The 15,699-nt window shown below is 64.5% G+C and carries 16 protein-coding genes; 6 read left to right on the forward strand and 10 right to left on the reverse strand.

Going from position 1 to position 15,699, the window contains the following annotated elements; translation table 11 throughout:
• The first annotated feature begins 67 nt into the window (after positions 1–67).
• A complete protein-coding gene (locus tag L0G76_RS00140) occupies positions 68–1,624 on the forward strand; it encodes an alpha/beta hydrolase (protein ID WP_304355414.1) in 1,557 nt (518 codons plus the stop codon).
• Between the two features lie 170 nt (positions 1,625–1,794).
• Positions 1,795–2,505 carry a hypothetical protein gene (locus tag L0G76_RS00145; RefSeq protein WP_304355415.1) on the forward strand — a complete coding sequence of 237 codons (711 nt, stop codon included), beginning with the start codon at positions 1,795–1,797 and terminating at the stop codon, positions 2,503–2,505.
• Between the two features lie 6 nt (positions 2,506–2,511).
• Here the strand turns inward: L0G76_RS00145 and L0G76_RS00150 are convergent, their stop codons facing one another.
• Positions 2,512–3,612 carry an o-succinylbenzoate synthase gene (locus tag L0G76_RS00150; protein ID WP_304355416.1) on the reverse strand — a complete coding sequence of 367 codons (1,101 nt, stop codon included), beginning with the start codon at positions 3,610–3,612 and terminating at the stop codon, positions 2,512–2,514.
• A 44-nt stretch (positions 3,613–3,656) separates the two neighbouring features.
• Here L0G76_RS00150 and L0G76_RS00155 point away from each other — a divergent pair, with 44 nt between their 5' ends.
• The 3 genes from L0G76_RS00155 (at position 3,657) to L0G76_RS00165 (ending at position 6,845) form a co-directional block, all read left to right on the forward strand.
• Entirely contained in the window at positions 3,657–4,574 is a 918-nt protein-coding gene (locus L0G76_RS00155) for a 1,4-dihydroxy-2-naphthoyl-CoA synthase (protein ID WP_304355417.1), read from the forward strand.
• A 13-nt stretch (positions 4,575–4,587) separates the two neighbouring features.
• Entirely contained in the window at positions 4,588–5,826 is a 1,239-nt protein-coding gene (locus tag L0G76_RS00160; RefSeq protein WP_304355418.1) for an AMP-binding protein, read from the forward strand.
• A gap of 86 nt (positions 5,827–5,912) precedes the next feature.
• The gene (locus L0G76_RS00165; protein WP_304355419.1) at positions 5,913–6,845 is read left to right on the forward strand and encodes a 1,4-dihydroxy-2-naphthoate polyprenyltransferase; all 933 of its coding nucleotides are present in this window, start codon (positions 5,913–5,915) and stop codon (positions 6,843–6,845) included.
• A 24-nt stretch (positions 6,846–6,869) separates the two neighbouring features.
• On the opposite strand, the gene L0G76_RS00170 is transcribed toward L0G76_RS00165, so the two are convergent.
• Complete coding sequence (locus L0G76_RS00170; protein WP_304355420.1) at positions 6,870–7,136, reverse strand: DUF4229 domain-containing protein; 267 nt, start codon at positions 7,134–7,136, stop codon at positions 6,870–6,872.
• A gap of 84 nt (positions 7,137–7,220) precedes the next feature.
• On the opposite strand from L0G76_RS00170, the gene L0G76_RS00175 reads away from it, so the two are divergent.
• Positions 7,221–7,658: a PLD nuclease N-terminal domain-containing protein gene (locus L0G76_RS00175; RefSeq protein ID WP_304355421.1), complete on the forward strand. Its 438-nt coding sequence runs from the start codon at positions 7,221–7,223 to the stop codon at positions 7,656–7,658.
• Between the two features lie 343 nt (positions 7,659–8,001).
• Here the strand turns inward: L0G76_RS00175 and ccsB are convergent, their stop codons facing one another.
• The 8 genes from ccsB to hemB all read right to left on the reverse strand — a co-directional run bounded on the left by ccsB (position 8,002) and on the right by hemB (position 15,698).
• Complete coding sequence (ccsB, locus tag L0G76_RS00180) at positions 8,002–9,006, reverse strand: c-type cytochrome biogenesis protein CcsB (protein WP_304355422.1); 1,005 nt, start codon at positions 9,004–9,006, stop codon at positions 8,002–8,004.
• 114 nt (positions 9,007–9,120) lie between these two features.
• Positions 9,121–10,791 (reverse strand): cytochrome c biogenesis protein ResB, encoded by a 1,671-nt coding sequence (gene resB / locus L0G76_RS00185; protein ID WP_369696150.1) that lies wholly within the window; start codon positions 10,789–10,791, stop codon positions 9,121–9,123.
• Complete coding sequence (locus L0G76_RS00190; protein WP_304355458.1) at positions 10,791–11,546, reverse strand: cytochrome c biogenesis CcdA family protein; 756 nt, start codon at positions 11,544–11,546, stop codon at positions 10,791–10,793. The genes resB and L0G76_RS00190 overlap by 1 nt, the downstream gene beginning before the upstream one ends.
• Positions 11,547–11,551: 5 nt before the next feature.
• A complete protein-coding gene (locus L0G76_RS00195; RefSeq protein WP_304355423.1) occupies positions 11,552–12,166 on the reverse strand; it encodes a TlpA family protein disulfide reductase in 615 nt (204 codons plus the stop codon).
• Positions 12,163–12,804, reverse strand: a complete 642-nt coding sequence (locus tag L0G76_RS00200; protein WP_304355424.1) for a histidine phosphatase family protein — start codon at positions 12,802–12,804, stop codon at positions 12,163–12,165. Before L0G76_RS00200 ends, L0G76_RS00195 begins: the two co-directional genes overlap by 4 nt.
• On the reverse strand, positions 12,804–14,141 hold the full coding sequence (hemL, locus tag L0G76_RS00205) for a glutamate-1-semialdehyde 2,1-aminomutase (RefSeq protein WP_304355425.1): 1,338 nt from the start codon (positions 14,139–14,141) through the stop codon (positions 12,804–12,806). Before hemL ends, L0G76_RS00200 begins: the two co-directional genes overlap by 1 nt.
• 37 nt (positions 14,142–14,178) lie before the next feature.
• A complete protein-coding gene (locus L0G76_RS00210; protein ID WP_304355426.1) occupies positions 14,179–14,694 on the reverse strand; it encodes a MarR family winged helix-turn-helix transcriptional regulator in 516 nt (171 codons plus the stop codon).
• On the reverse strand, positions 14,694–15,698 hold the full coding sequence (gene hemB / locus L0G76_RS00215; protein ID WP_304355427.1) for a porphobilinogen synthase: 1,005 nt from the start codon (positions 15,696–15,698) through the stop codon (positions 14,694–14,696). Before hemB ends, L0G76_RS00210 begins: the two co-directional genes overlap by 1 nt.
• Position 15,699: the final 1 nt, after the last annotated feature.

Raw genomic sequence — 15,699 nt, forward strand, 5'->3', positions numbered from 1 at the left:
TTCAACATCACCTGATATTCAACCACTAACCCACCTGCGGTTCACGTTGACTGTCTACGGTTGACCCATGCGCCGATCGATTCTCTTCGCGGTTGGGGCGCGTGCGATCCGTTCGCTGACCGCTGCCCGCTCCCACAGAGGACGCTTCCCAACCCTCGACCAGAACAGCTCGTTCCTCGGTCCCGAGCCACGCGGAAAGGACGCGAGGAAGTGGCACATCCGCGACAAACGCAAGCTGTCGAACCGACTGCGGGAGTTCTTCATCTACTCTCCCGCGCTGGGTCGCACCGTCGGTGTGCGCGTGCTGCTGCCCGGAATTCCACAGGAGGTCAGCCCTGTCATCCACCTCTATCACGGTGGCGGCGACGACTTCCGATCGTGGACGGACTTCGGTGCGGCCGAGGAGCTCACGCTCGACTCGCCCTACCTGGTCGTCATGCCCGATGCGGGAGCAGGAACCTACTCCCGGGTGGCGGTCGGCAGCGCGGTCCATGACTGGCCGAGCTTCCACACCAAGGAGATCCCAGAATTCCTGCGCAAGAACTACTCAGTGGACTTCGCGCCCGAGAACCAACTCCTGGCGGGACTGTCCATGGGCGGATACGGGGCGATGAAGTATGCCGCCTGGCACCCGGACCGCTACAGTTGGGCGGCGGCGTTCTCCTCCCCACTCGATCCCTTGTCTGCGATACCGGCCTTCGACATCATCGCCATGCGGGAGGGCGCGAAGTCGATGACCCTGTTCGGTGATCCCGTCGCCGACCGCAGCGAATGGATCGCCAACTCCCCCTACGGCCTGGCGGAGAACCTGCAGGGCCTGCACCTGTGGCTCAGCGCCGGCTCCGGCAGCCTCGAAGAGTCAAAGGACCGCGACCTCCTCGAATCAATGGTCAACCAGCAGGGTGAACGATTCTCCGCGCGGCTGAATGCGCTGGGCATCCGACACTCGTGGTTCCCTCGCACCACGGGCCTGCACAACTGGACCAGCTGGGAACGGGAGCTGGGCGCCTGGCTGAAGACTCTGCGTCGCCAACGCGATTACGCCAGCTCCGACAACCGCAGCGCCGAGCGCCGAGGCGGCAGTCTCGAAGATCGCAAAGGGAGCAGTTCCGACGGCCGCCGAGGTGGTCCCCGCGTCGCCGACGGTGGTGAGTTCTCGTATCTGACAGGTCATGCCCTCTTCGACATTCACGGGTGGCGAGTCGAGATCTCGCGACGGCGTGCCCAGATCGTGTGTTTCGGCTCCGTCAGCACGGCAGGCTTCTCCCTGACCGGCACCGGAAGCTTCCGGGTCCGCACACCTGGCCTGTACGAACCCCGCCGCCGATACGACATCTCCGTCGTCGGCCCCACCGGCACGAACGACTATCCGCAGCGAGCCGACAAGAAGGGGCGTCTGACATTCACCGGTCGACTGGCTGCGGCCATGCACGATCCGATCATCCCCGGCAAGCGCACCCAGCACTTTACGACGGTGGGTCAGTCCGAAGTCACGACGGTTCACATCGCGTCGGCGCCGGATGACTCGGCCCCGCACGTTCACGATGCTCAAATCCCCGAGGCACAGTCTGCGCAGGCGCAGGCTCGCCATACGCAGGGCGGAGCGACTGACAAGGCATTCTGAACCGCCGATGTGCCCGATTCGGCACATGATCACACCGAAACTCGACCTGACACTGTTTATGGTGATACCGATAAGGCTTATGGTGGGACCGACACAGATTATGGTGATGACGGTCGCAATGCCGTGACCATCCCTCCTACCGATTGAACGCTGTCCTCGAGAGGTCACCCATGAAACGCGTACTCCCAGCCATCGCTCTCATCGCCGGACTCAGCCTGACAGGCTGTACGGGAAATGATCCTCAGGACGACAAGGCAGAGAACGGTTCCACCGCCCAACCCGCCTCGGAAGAGACACCCGCGGCCACTCAGCTCGACAAGGATCAGCTCACAGAGATCATCGAATCCACCGATGTCGACGGACAGTCGTACACAACCTTCGACATGTCCGCGGCTTCGGGCAGCGACGCGGTCAAGGTACTCGAAACCTCCGAGTTCGAACCCGCAAAATGCAAGAACCTCTCGATGGCGGCCCTCAACGTCGCCCAGCAGAGCAAGGGAAACACCGTCGGCGGAATCTCGTCCGACGACACATTGAGCGTGGCGCTCATGAGCTTCTCCGACGATGATGCCGCGGGTTCACAGCTGAAGAACTCCACCAAGATCACCGAGGAGTGCAAGGACGTCACGGTCGAATCTCAGGGCGTCGAGATGAAGATGTCCTACGAAACCTTCGATGCCGCAGTCCCCAGTGCCGACGAAACAGTCGGCGTCCGCGCCAAGATCAGCGCCGGTGGTCAGACGGTCCTCAACGCGGACACAGTCACCGGCCGAGTCGGTAACAACATCGTCACCGCCGCCAATGTCGCCGACACCGATGATGAGAAGTCAGTGCCCGACACCGCCGAGGCATTCGTCGACGCCGTCAAGAACGTGGGCTGAGCAACCTCACGGCAATGAGCTGAGCAGCGTCGGCCGCAGTGCTCTCCAGCACTCCTGCAGCCGTGTTGACCACCAGTCGAATCGCCCCCGATCCACTGCCAGCCCCTTCAGGCGCCGTGGGTCCGGGACGATTCGCGTGACCGGGATCTGTCCGTCGACGGGGCTGAGGCCGAGATCCGTGCTCACCACATCCTCGGCGAAGAGTCGCGCCGTGCCCAGACCGCACGCCGGCTTCTCGCCGAGGATCTCCCGACTTCGCTGTGTGCTCGGCAGCGTGGCAGCCAACTGAGCACCGGCGCCCAGCCCAACCGAGGACTCCAGCGCCGACGACACCACAGCCGGCAGACCGCAGGCTTCGAGCACCGACCGTGCGGCAGCGACCCCGCCCAGCGGCTGGACTTTGACGATGACGACCTCGGCGGCGCCCAATTCCGCCACACGGAGGGGGTCCTCGGCCTTTCGGATCGATTCGTCTGCGGCCAGGACCACCGGCAGTCCCTGAGCCGAGAGGTGCTCGCGCAGCCGCGCCATATCCTCGACGGCTGCGACGGGCTGTTCGAGGTACTGCAGGTCGAAGGACGCGAATTCGGTGCAGGCGGTCAGCGCGTCGGGCAGCGCATACCCGGCATTCGCATCAAGTCGCAGCGTCGTCGTGGGAAACAACCGCCGGAATTCTCGCAGCCGCTCCAGATCCTCGGGCAGGGAAGCGATTCCGTGTTCGGCGACCTTCGCCTTGACCGTACCAACGGGACCGTAGCGGGCAAGGAGCGAACCGACCTCAGATGTCGCACACGCAGGCAGAGTCGCATTGACCGCGACAGACTGAACGACAGGCTGGCCGACAGACTGGCCGACGGTCGCAGATCCAGCCTCGGCTGCCCCCGGCAGCAGCCCTGCGAACTCGAGCGCGGCCCGCAGCCACCGGGAGGATTCGACCGAGCCGTATTCGGTGAATGGGGAGAATTCAGCCCATCCGTCGGGACCTTCGAAGAGCATGACCTCGCGTTCGGTGATTGACCGGAACCGGGTGACCATGGGGAGAGCGAGAACGTGGAAATTCGGCACGAGTTCGGTGATCGACTCGGGAATCTGCTGCGTATCAGCCATGGGCCAACCATAGCGGTCGGGCGACAGGCGATAGGCTGGGGGCCATGACGGTTTCTGAAATCTTTGACCCCTCCCAGTGGCGCGAAGTCTCCGGATTCGACTTCACCGACATCACCTACCACCGCGCGGTCAAACCCGACGGCACCGACCTGGGCTGCGTACGCATCGCCTTCGACCGTCCCGATATCCGCAACGCCTTCCGCCCCCACACCGTCGACGAACTCTATCGAGCCCTCGACCACGCCCGCCAGACCTCGGACGTCGGCGCGGTCCTGCTCACAGGCAACGGCCCCAGCTCACGCGACGGCGGCTGGGCCTTCTGCTCCGGCGGTGACCAGCGCATCCGTGGCCGCTCCGGCTACCAGTACGCAACCGGTGAGACCCGCGAATCTGTGGACCCGGCCCGTGCCGGTCGTCTCCACATCCTCGAGGTCCAACGACTCATCCGCACCATGCCGAAGGTCGTCATCGCCGTCGTCCCCGGCTGGGCGGCCGGGGGCGGACACAGCCTCCACGTCGTCTGCGACATCACCATCGCCTCACGCCAGCATGCGAAGTTCAAACAGACCGATGCCGACGTCGGCTCATACGACGCCGGCTACGGCTCTGCTTACCTCGCGAAGATGGTCGGCCAGAAGAAGGCCCGAGAGATCTTCTTCCTCGGCCGCACCTACTCGGCCCAGGACATGGCCGACATGGGTGCTGTCAACGAGGTCGTGAACCATGAGGACCTCGAGACCGCGGCGATGACCATGGCCACGGAGATCCTCGGCAAGTCCCCCAACGCCCAGCGGATGTTGAAGTTCGCCTTCAACCTCGTCGACGACGGCCTCATGGGCCAGCAGGTCTTCGCAGGTGAGGCTACTCGTCTGGGTTATATGACCGACGAGGCCGTCGAGGGCCGCGACTCCTTCCTGGAAAAACGCGACCCCGACTGGTCCCCCTATCCCTGGTACTACTGAGCACTTCCACTCCATGACCACACAGCCCGTTGAGGATCTTCCCAGTGCAATCGATCGTGCCCTGGAGGGCCGGTCGATCCTCGTCCTGCCCCGCAATCGTGATGAATCCATCACCGAGGTGGCTCCGAGTCAGTGGACCGGTGCCGGCCGTGCACCGGCGCTGGTCCTGTTCACATCGGGTTCGACCGGGGCGGCCAAGGCCGTCGCCCTGTCCGCCGAGGCTCTGACCACCTCGGCGCGGGCAACCGAACGATTCCTCGCCGGCCCCGGCGATTGGCATCTGAGCCTGCCCATCAACCATATTGCGGGGTTCCAAGTGGAGCTGCGCGCCCGGCTCGCGGGCCGGGAGCCGGTCCGGGCCGCCTCGGCGACATTCACCGCTGAGGCCTTCGCGGACGAAGTCGCCGAACTTCTCGCACGATCCGGTGACCGGCCCAGCTACACCTCGCTGGTGCCCACCCAGCTGCACCGGATCCTCGCCGACGAACGGGCCAGCGAAGCAGCGGCGAAGTTCGACGCGATCCTCCTCGGCGGATCCGCGATCTCGCCGGCACTGCTCGAGCGCGCCGATGCACGCGGACTCCACATCGTGCGCACCTATGGGATGAGTGAAACCGCAGGTGGATGCGTGTACAACGGAGTGCCCTTCGATGGCGTCGAGATCACGATCACGAACTCCTCGACGATCCACCTGCGCGGTCGGGTCGTGGCCGATTCCTATGTCGAGATCACCCCTGAGGGGCACATCTCTCCCGTCGACGACCAGGCGCTGACCACCGACGATGACGGGGCGAGGTCCATGCGCACAAGCGATCTGGGTCGGCTCGACGATGGGGTGCTCACGGTGCTCGGCCGGGCCGACGACATCATCGTCTCCGGAGGCACGAACGTCTCACCTCATGCGCTCGAAACCGGGCTGCTGCCCACCTGGCAGCACCATGGGATCGCCGAGGTGCTCGTGACCTGGGTGCCCGATGAGGAGTGGGGCAAGCTGCTCGTGGCTCTCGTGAGGATCGAGGGCCGGGTTCCACCTGCTGCGGCGAAGGTTGAGGATTCGCCGCGTGAGTTCGCGCGCTATCTGGGCGGACTCGACCACCACATGCAAGGACAACTTCTGCCGCGGCTGGCCTTTCCTGTCACGGAGATCCCCCACCGTTCAATCGGCAAACCCGACAGACAGGCTGCGGCCAGGCTCGCGGACGAGTTGGCTGGGCTAGCTGAACCGGCTGAAGCTGCTGAGACGGAGGAATGATCGGCTTCGGAGCGCGAATACCCTAATAAGTGAACTATCGGTAATATGAAACGGTTCGAATTCTCGTGAGGAAGGTATCCCGCCCAATGGCAACTGCCGCGCAGTGGATCTCCGGCGCCCGATTACGAACATTGCCGCTGGCTGTTGCACCCGTCCTCATCGGCACTGGTGCCGCAATCGGCTCCGTCGGCGGCTTCACCTCATTCATCATCGGCGACTACACGCGCAACGGCCACGACCATTCGCTTCCGCAGATCTTCCTGCGGGCGGTGCTGGCCCTCATGGTCTCACTCTGCCTGCAGATCGGGTCGAACTACGCCAATGACTACTCTGACGGCGTCCGCGGCACCGACGACGTGCGCGTCGGTCCGGTCCGTCTCACGGCCACGGGCCTGGCCGAGCCGAGCACGGTCAAACGTGCGGCTTTCCTCTTCTTCGGTCTCGCCGGGGTCGTCGGAATCGTCCTCGTCCTCATCTCTCAGGCGTGGTGGTTCCTCATCGTCGGCGCCGCTGCAGTAGCGGCCGCCTGGTTCTACACAGGCGGCAAGAAGCCCTACGGATACATGGGTCTGGGCGAAGTCTTCGTCTTCGTCTTCTTCGGTCTCGTGGCCACCCTGGGAACGATGTGGATGCTGGTCGGCGGACTCAGCCTCGCCGGCTGGGCCGGTGCCGTTGCCATCGGTTCCCTCGCCTCGGCGGTGCTCATGGTCAACAACCTTCGCGACATCCCGACCGACATCGCGGCGGACAAGATCACTCTGGCCGTTCGCCTCGGCGACAATCGGTCACGGATCGCGTATGCGAGCCTCGTGCTGGTGCCCTTCGCGCTGCTGGCTCTGGCGATCCTCGATGGGCATCCGGCCGTGGCACTGGCCATCCTCGCGTTGGTGCCCGCGCTCAATCCGTTGAAGACGGTGCTGCGGGGAACCACCGGCCCCGGGCTCATTCCGCCGATCAAGTCAACAGGGTTGACCGCGCTGGCCTTCGCCGCTCTGCTGGGACTGGGACTGGCCCTCTAGTCCGACCCGAGCCCGTAGCCTGGATCAGTTCTCGTCGTCGACGATTCGGTCTTCCGCGTCCTCGTCTTCGCCCTTCCGTTTGGGGGTCGTGGCCCGTTTGGCCACGCGGGTCTCGATATCGTCTGCCACCTTGGCGCGCATGCCGCCCAGGAAGAGGTAGCTGAGGATTGCTCCGATGATGATCGCAGCCATGGCCATGACGAGATTGAATCCGAGGAATGGCTGCAGAATCAGCCCCACGGCGACGATGATGCCAAGACGGGCCAATGTGTAGATCCAGAAGTTGCGCATTGCACCTATTTTAGTCCGTCCGAATCAGTGATTCATCACAGCCCGTGTGGGCAGGTGTTCAGGTTAGTGGACTATCCTGGATGCATGGCTCGATTTCTCATTGCCGCGATTGTCCTTGCGGCAGCGGTCACACTGTACGGACTCTTCGATTGCCTTCTGCGCGATCGTGGTCTGATTCGAGTCCTGCCCAAACCCGTCTGGGCGATCATCATCCTGGTCATTCCCGTGATCGGCTTCGTCCTGTGGTATCTTTTCGGTCGCGGTTCCGAAGACAAGCCCTCAGCAGCACCTCGCCGTCGCGGCCCCAGCGCCCCCGACGATGACGACGACTACCTGCGGCAGGTTGATCGCGACGTGAAACTCGGCAAGCACGCTCCCGAGGTACAGGAGCCCGAGGACACGACTCCCGACGCTGATGACAGCGACGACGAAGATTCCTCCGATTCCGACACTCATTCCGCCGACACCGACGAACATGGTTCGAACGGATCCACCGGCGACGGCCGCGGCCACTCGAACTGAGCGACCACTCGAACTCACCCGGGGCTCGAAGCGACACGGAGGCTCACGGGTTCCGGGCAGACAGGGTCTCCGGGCGGAGGACATCCTGACCGCCTGGTGCCTGGCCTGAAGCCCGTACAGTGCTGAGGACCGATCCGGATGCACCCCTCGGCGGACTCCTTCGCAGACTTCCCGGACTCCCTGCAGCTCGTGCAGTCCGAGCCTCAGCGTGTGACCGGATCTCCGTGTGTGCCCGGGAAACTGACATGATCAGCTTCGACTCGGCCATCGCTCATCGGAATCGAGTGTGTGATCAGTCAGGGCCGCAGACGGTGAGCTCGCAGGCGTCAACTGATCGGCTCGGCTACAGTCCCGAGTACGAGTGCAGGCCGTTGAAGTACATGTTGACGACGGTGAAGTTGAAGATCACGGTGGCGATGCCGATGAGGTTGAGCACGGCGACCTTCGTCGGTCCCCAGCCGCGTGTGGCTCGGGCGTGCAGGTATGCGGCGTAGATGACCCAGACGACGAATGTCCAGATCTCCTTCGAGTCCCAGCCCCAGTAGCGGCTCCAGGCCACCTCGGCCCAGATGGCGCCGGCGATGAGGGTGAACGTCCAGGTGATGAAGCCGACCGCGGCGATCGTGTAGGAGAACCGTTCCAGGTCGATGCTTGCGGGCATCCGTCGCATGAATCGCAGCCACTTCGGGTCCTTGTTCTCCTGCGTAGCCTTGAGGATCTGGAACACGGCGAGGATCGCGGAGATGTAGAGCAGCGAGGTCGACAGGATCGCGATCGGCACGTGAATGGCGATCCAATACGAGTCGAGCGCCGGGATGAGCTTCGCAGCAGGGGTGTAGAAGACCGTGATCGCCAACCCCAGGCACAGGAGCACTCCGCCTGCCACGATGGTTCCCAGGTAGCGGATGTCCTTCTTCACGTTGACGATGAGGAACACGATGACGGTGATCGCAGTTGCGGTGAGGACGTACTCCATCATGTTGCCCCACGGGACACGCATCACGGACAGTGCACGCGTCAGCACAGCAGCCGCATGGAGGATGACTGCAAGAACGAGAAGCGAGGTGCCGATCCTCGCCCCGCGCCGAGGCTTGTCCCTGCCCGATCCGGTCGTGGTCTCAACCGAAGCGTCGGTCTGCGGCGGATCGAGAAGTGCTGTGGTGGCCTTCCTGTTCGTCCGTCGCACAGTGGACGGCTTCGCAGCGCTGGCCGCGCCGGATTCGGCCTGTTTGAGCTCTCGCCCGCCGAACAGGTCGAAAGCATAGAAGATCATGGCGACGGCGTAGACGATCATCGCCGAGATGATGAGCTGGTTCGACCACATTGCGAGGTCAGTGTTGACGTCCATACATCCTCCGCACCTTACGGTGCTCTTCCATTGCGCCGGGCTGTTGCTGTGTTCGGGCCGCCTGTGTCGGGGCCGACCCGCGACAATTCTACTCCGCGTAGTACTTAAAGCTAATCACTCGTCTCCCCCGGCCTTGCGACCCCGGGCATTCCGCTGCCCACGGCTCCGACCCTCGGCTTCGTCGCCAGATTCGTCGGCGAGATCCTTCGCGAGGTCCTCCGCCGCCCGTTCGACCATCGAGTCCTCGCCGCGGGCCAGAGCCGCGACTTCTGCCTGGCCGTCCTTGATCCGCACCCACATGCGTCGACGCGGGATGAACAGGGACAGCCCCAGCCCCAGCAGCACTGCGATCGCGCTGGCGAGCATCAGACCCTGCGTCGGGTCCTGGGAGATGTCGACGGCGATGTAGCGTTTGACTCCGTCGAATGTCACCGAACCGCCATCGGGAAGCTCCCGAGTCTCTCCCTGGGACAGCTGGATGAGCAGAGGATTGCCGTCAGGATCGGTCATCTCCGTCATATTCTCGGCCTCGATCGTGTACACCGACTGCGGCGTCCCGTCGTCGAGACCCAGGTCACCGGTGTATCCGCTCATCACAAGGTAGGGGTTGCGCAGACCGGCAAAGCTCGACACCAGTTCGCCGTTCTCATTCTGAGTCGCGGTCGGCAGGAAGACACCGACGAATCCCATCTGAGTCCCCGCAGCGTCCGGGACCTTGATGACGCCCTCGGAGGTGTAGCCGGGGTCTCCGCCGTCAGGGATGAACACCTGCGGGCCGGACTGCACTACCTGCCCCTTGGCATCTTTGACCGTGACTTCCGGGGCATACCCGTTTCCTGTCAGGTAGACGCCCGTCCCGGCCACGCGCACGGGTTCGTTGACCCGCAGAGTGTGCTTCTCACTCTTCCCATCGGCAGTGGTCGTGACCTTCGCATCAAAGGTACGAGGCTGACCGAACTGGCTGCCCGGGGCCTGGTCGTCGAAGGTGGCGTCGAAGTCGTCGAGTTTGAGCCGGAAGTCCGGCAGGTTGTCTGCGTCATAGTAGGAGCCCGGTTCGAACGAGTCGTAGGCGACCAGAGAGTTCGTGAAGGTGTCGCCCTCGACGAGGATCCGCTGACCCTCATATCCGAACAGGGAACCGATCGCCATCGTCAGAGTCGCGACGAGGAGAGCGATGTGGAAGACGAGGTTGCCGGTCTCGCGCAGATAGCCTCGTTCAGCCGCCACATGATCCGTGTTGCGCACGGTCCGGTAGCCGAGCCTCTTCAGTCGGGCTTGGGCTGCGTCGAGGAAATCCTGGTCTGCGGTTTCGCGGGATTCGGCAGATCCCGTCGCCGAGGTGAAGGTTTCGTATCCGGGCATCCGACCCAACCGCCTCGGTGCCTTGGGCGGGGCCGAACGCATGGCCTTCCAATGCTGGGCCGAACGTGGGATCACACAGCCGATGAGCGAGATCATCAGCAGGAGATAGATGGCGGAGAACCAGATCGAGGAGTACACATCGAACATCTGTACGCGATCGAGGAACTGGCCCCAGGCGCCGTTGGATTCGAGGAACGTGTTGACCCGGCCCGGATCCTGGATGCGCTGCGGCAGCAATGAGCCCGGAATCGCCGCCATGGCGAGGACGAGGAGGAGGATCAGCGCCACCCGCATGGTCGTCAGCTGGCGCCACGCCCACCGGCACATGCCGATGAAGCCCAGCTGCGGCTGGGTCACACCGGACTTGTGGCTGCCACCCTGCTTGCTGTTGTCAGCCTTCTTGTCGGCGGTCTTCTTCGCCACTAGATCACCACTTCGAAATCATAGATCAGCCCCTGCAGAGAGGTCATCCACGCGTTCCACAGCCCCGAGGCCATGAGCACGCCCAACACGATGAGCATGATGCCCCCGGCACGCACGATCGCCGTCTGGTGCCTGCGTACCCAGGTGAGACGGCCGGCGCCCTTGTGGATCGCCACCGCCAAGATGATGAACGGAATGCCCAGGCCCAGGCAGTACACGAATGCCAGGAGTGCCCCGCGCCAGATCGTTCCGTCTCCGCCGAAGCTCACCGACATCGACAGCACTGCCGACAGCGTCGGGCCCACGCAGGGTGCCCAGCCGAGGGCGAAGGTGGCGCCGAGGACCGGTGCACCCCAGAGGCCGGCCTTGGGACGGGCCCGGATCCGATGCTCGGTCTGGAGCAGGCCGAAACCGCCCATGAAGACGAAGCCGGCGATGATGACGACGACGCCGAGGACCCTGATGAGGATGTCCTGCCATTGTGAGAACATCGCGCCCAGGGCCGAGAACCCGGTTCCCAGCAGCACGAAGACGATGGTGAAGCCGAGGACGAAGAGTGCAATCCCGACGACGACCCGCCAGGTCTCTTTGTCCCTGAGGGAGGATCCGCTCAGCCCGGTGACATAGCCGACGTAGCCGGGAACCAAAGGCAGCACGCAGGGTGAGGCGAAGGAGACGAGCCCGGCCAGTGCGGCCGCGCCGGCAGCCAGAAGCAGCGGCCCGGTGAGAACCGTTTGGGCGAAGTCCGCCCCGATCCCACTCACTCCGCCTGCACGTCCTCGATGAGTCCCTTGAGCGTCGACTCATCGACTTCTCCCACGACGCGGGCCGCGGCGCGGCCCTGCGCATCGAGGACGACCGTGGAAGGCGTGGCCTGCGGTGGGAGGACGCCCGAGAGCAGCGCGACCATGGCGCCGTCGGTGTCGAGCATATTCGCGTAGGGAATCTGGTAATTCGAGATGAACGCGTTGGCCGCGGCCTCCTGATCTCGGACGTTGACGCCCAGGAACTGGACCTCATCGCCGAACTCTTCGGCCAGGGATTTCAGTGCCGGGGCTTCCTTCCGGCACGGCGGGCAGGCCGCGTACCAGAGGTTGATGACGATCGGGGTGGGCCGGATATCGGCCAGCGACATCGACGTCCCCTCGAGCGTCTCGAAGCTCAGCTCCAGCGGCTCGCCGCGTTCCTCGACAGCCACCTGTGACACGACACCGGATCCGGACACATAGCCCTGGTCGGATCCGGCCTGATCGGCCAGCTCATCGTTCTCGCTGCAGGCGCTGAGCACAACAGCGGTGCCGGCGACCAGTCCGGTCAGGAGGGTGCGGCGGTTCATCGGGTTGGTGCGGTTGAACCGATTGGGGCGGGCATTCATGCTCCCGCCACCGCTTGCCCGGGCTGCAGATCTGCACAGATGCTCTCGTAACTCACGGATACAAGTGTGGACGATTCGAATGTGAAACTGGTGATAGATGCCAGGTCACACTCCCGTTTCCGAGGGTCGTGGACGAGTGAGCGCGACTCCCCCGCCAGACGTGTCATCCAGATCGGAAGCTGATGGGAGACGATGACCCCCTCGGCCTCGGGGCCGTGTTTGGCGAGCTTGGCGCGCAGGCTGGCCATGGCTGCCTGCATGCGCAGCACGATCTGCCTGTAGGGCTCGCCCCAAGACGGTGTCAGCGGGTTGTACAGACGCACCAGATTGCGCGGCTCGGCCAGCCTGCGACCGTTGACCTTCTGCCCCTCGAAGGAGTTTGCGGCCTCGATCACACGGTCGTCGGTGAAGACAGGCAGGTCGAGTCGCTGATGCAGCGGAGCGATCGTCTGCTGTGCCCGCAGCAGCGGGGAGGCCACGAGCTCGACCGGAGGCGCCGAGGCGGCGGCGAAATGCTCGCCGACGCGTCGGGCCATCTCGTGGCCGCGTTCGGTCAGGCCGAAGTTCGGCAGCCGACCATAGAGGATGCCCTCGGGGTTGTCGACCTCCCCATGTCTGACCAGGTGGATCGTGGTCATCAGTTCACCTGTGTGTTCGGTACCGATGCTGCGGCCTTGGCCGCGGCGGGCAGGGCCGAGATGATCTGATCGAGGATCTCATCGGTGTGGGCGTAGGAGAGGAACCAGGCTTCGAAGGCACTCGGCGGCATGTGGATACCCTGATCGAGCATCGAGTTGAAGAACGCGGAATAGCGTTCGACGTTCTGCGTGCGTGCATCGTCGTAGTTGATGACCTCACGGTCGGTGAAGAAGACGGAGAACATCGAATTCGCCGACTGGATGGTGTGTGCGACCCCTTCGGCCTCCAGCGCCGAGGTGACCGCGGGCCGCAGAGCCTCCGCCGCGCGAGAGATGTGAGAGTACACATCGAGTTCGGTCGTCAGCTTCAGTGTGGTCAGACCGGCGGCCGTGGCCACAGGATTCCCCGACAGGGTCCCGGCCTGGTAGACGGGCCCGGTCGGTGCCAGGTGCTCCATCACGTCGGCGCGTCCGCCGAACGCCGCGGCGGGGAAGCCTCCGCCCATGACCTTCCCGAAGGTGAACAGGTCGGCAGGGCCTTCCGGGTAGCCGAGCGATTCGGCTTCGAAGCCGTACCAGCCTGCGGCGGAGACGCGGAAGCCGGTCATCACCTCGTCGCTGATCATCAGTGCGCCGTGGGCCTTGGTCAGGCGCCGGATGGTGTTGGTGAAGCCATCGCGTGGAGGCACGACGCCCATGTTTCCCGGGCTGGCCTCTGTGATGACGCAGGCGATCTCGTCACCGTGTTCGTTGAAGACGGCCTCCAGGCCGGCCGCATCGTTGTAGTCGACGACGATCGTGTCCGAGGCCTGGGCGCCGGTCACGCCCGGGGTGTCGGGCAGGGAGAAGGTGGCCAGACCGGAGCCGGCCTGGGCCAGCAGAGAGTCGACGTGGCCGTGGTAGCAGCCGGCGAACTTCACGATCTTCGCTCGCCCTGTGTAGCCGCGGGCCAGTCGGATGGCGCTCATGGTGGCTTCGGTGCCCGAGGACACGAGCCGGACCTGGTCGACGGGGTCGACGCGGGCCACGATCTCCTCGGCGAGTTCGACCTCACCGGTCGACGGGGTGCCGAAGGAGAAGCCCTTCACGGCGGCTTCCTGCACGGCGGCGAGCACCTCGGGGCGGGAATGTCCCATGATCATGGGACCCCACGAACCGATGAGATCGATGTAATCATTGCCGTCGGCGTCGCGCAGCCACGCTCCCGTCGCCGAGGTGACGAAGCGCGGGGTGCCTCCGACGGCCTTGAATGCCCGCACCGGTGAGTTCACTCCACCGGGGATGACGTGTTCGGCGCGCTCGAACAGCGCTGCCGACTTCGCGGTCTCGTGGTTCATGGGTTCTCCTGAAGTAGTCGCCGGTTCGGTGATCTGCTCAGTCGGCAGACGTCGTTGGTTCGATGTCGGACGGTGGTGTGTCGACGGGGCCCTTGCCGATCTCACGCATATGTGCGGTGACCTTTCCGAACACACGCCCCAGGGTCGCCATCTCCTCCGGTTCGAGGAGATCGACGAGGTGGTCGCGGACGCCTCCCACGTGGAGGGGCGCCATGGTGACGAGGAGTTCCCAGCCGACCTCGGTCATCTGGCAGTTGACCCCGCGCCCGTCTTCGGGGATGGCGAAGCGCTCGAGGAGGCCCTTCTTCTCCATCCGGGCCACACTGTGGGTCAGCCGGGAGCGCGACATCGTGGTGTCCATCGCGAGCAGAGCCATCCGCATCGTGCGGTTCTCATGTTCGCTCAGCCGCACCAGGATCTCGTATTCGGGCATGCCGATGCCGTGGTTGTCACGCAGCTCCTTGTCCAGCTGCACGGTCAGCAGCTGTGAGCCGGTGAGGTAGCTCCTCCAGGCCTTCTGATCGGGACTGCTCAGCCATCGTGGCTCGCTCATCAGTACGCTCCGCCCGGTTTCTGAGCATTCAGTCGCTGAGCGACTTCCGTGGCCCAGTAGGTCAGCACCGCGTCGGCACCGGCGCGTTTGAAGGCGATGAGGGACTCCTCGATGGCGCGGTCGCGGTCGATGGCTCCGGCTGCGGCCGCGAATTCGATCATCGCGTATTCTCCGGACACCTGGTAGGCCCACACGGGCACCGGCGATTCGCAGGCCGCCTCGGCGAGGACGTCGAGGTAGGGCATGCCGGGTTTGACCATGACGACGTCGGCGCCTTCGGCCAGGTCGAGGTCGAGTTCGCGCATCGCCTCACGGCCGTTCGCGGGATCCTGCTGGTAGGTCTTACGGTCGCCCTGAAGTTCCGAGTCAACGGCCTCGCGGAAGGGACCGAAGAACGCCGAAGCATACTTCGCGGAGTAGGCCATCACGACGACGTCGGTGAAGCCTTCGAGGTCGAGGGCCTCCCGGCAGACCCCGACCTGACCATCCATCATGCCCGACAGTCCCACCACGTGGGCTCCGGAGCGTGCCTGGGCCACGGCCATGGAAGCGTAGCGCGTCAGTGTTGCGTCGTTGTCGACGCCGCCGGCGGAGTCGAGGACTCCGCAGTGCCCGTGGGAGGTGAACTCGTCGAGGCAGAGATCGGCCATGATGACCGTCGTATCGCCGAGGTTGTCCCGCAGCAGCGTCAATGCGCGGTTGAGGATGCCCTCGGGGTCATCGGCTTGGGAGCCGTCGTTGTCCTTGTGCTCCGGGATTCCGAACAGCATGAGTCCCCCGACTCCGGCATCGACAGCCTCATTGGCGGCTTCGAGCAGGGAGTCCAAGGTGTGCTGGACGACCCCGGGCATGCTGGTCAGCGGCACCGGCTCGCTCAGTGTCTCCTTGACGAACAGGGGCAGGATGAGATCGGCCGGGTGCAGGCGCGCCTCGGAGACGAGCCGGCGCAGGGCCGGTGTCGTCCGCAGGCGACGGGGCCGAACGGTTCCGGGGACCAATGTCATG

The sequence above is a fragment of the Brevibacterium picturae genome, from assembly GCF_030453725.1.
GTDB lineage: Bacteria > Actinomycetota > Actinomycetes > Actinomycetales > Brevibacteriaceae > Brevibacterium > Brevibacterium sandarakinum_A.

Coding starts and splice junctions, on each gene's coding strand:
- L0G76_RS00165 (WP_304355419.1), top strand. CDS start 5,913: ATGGCAACTGCCGCGCAGTGGATCTCCGGCGCCCGATTACGAACATTG.
- L0G76_RS00150 (WP_304355416.1), bottom strand. CDS start 3,612: ATGGCTGATACGCAGCAGATTCCCGAGTCGATCACCGAACTCGTGCCG.
- hemL (WP_304355425.1), bottom strand. CDS start 14,141: ATGAACCACGAGACCGCGAAGTCGGCAGCGCTGTTCGAGCGCGCCGAA.
- L0G76_RS00155 (WP_304355417.1), top strand. CDS start 3,657: ATGACGGTTTCTGAAATCTTTGACCCCTCCCAGTGGCGCGAAGTCTCC.
- L0G76_RS00160 (WP_304355418.1), top strand. CDS start 4,588: ATGACCACACAGCCCGTTGAGGATCTTCCCAGTGCAATCGATCGTGCC.
- ccsB (WP_304355422.1), bottom strand. CDS start 9,006: ATGGACGTCAACACTGACCTCGCAATGTGGTCGAACCAGCTCATCATC.
- L0G76_RS00195 (WP_304355423.1), bottom strand. CDS start 12,166: ATGAATGCCCGCCCCAATCGGTTCAACCGCACCAACCCGATGAACCGC.
- L0G76_RS00175 (WP_304355421.1), top strand. CDS start 7,221: ATGGCTCGATTTCTCATTGCCGCGATTGTCCTTGCGGCAGCGGTCACA.
- L0G76_RS00145 (WP_304355415.1), top strand. CDS start 1,795: ATGAAACGCGTACTCCCAGCCATCGCTCTCATCGCCGGACTCAGCCTG.
- hemB (WP_304355427.1), bottom strand. CDS start 15,698: ATGACATTGGTCCCCGGAACCGTTCGGCCCCGTCGCCTGCGGACGACA.
- L0G76_RS00170 (WP_304355420.1), bottom strand. CDS start 7,136: ATGCGCAACTTCTGGATCTACACATTGGCCCGTCTTGGCATCATCGTC.
- L0G76_RS00200 (WP_304355424.1), bottom strand. CDS start 12,804: ATGACCACGATCCACCTGGTCAGACATGGGGAGGTCGACAACCCCGAG.
- L0G76_RS00210 (WP_304355426.1), bottom strand. CDS start 14,694: ATGAGCGAGCCACGATGGCTGAGCAGTCCCGATCAGAAGGCCTGGAGG.
- L0G76_RS00140 (WP_304355414.1), top strand. CDS start 68: ATGCGCCGATCGATTCTCTTCGCGGTTGGGGCGCGTGCGATCCGTTCG.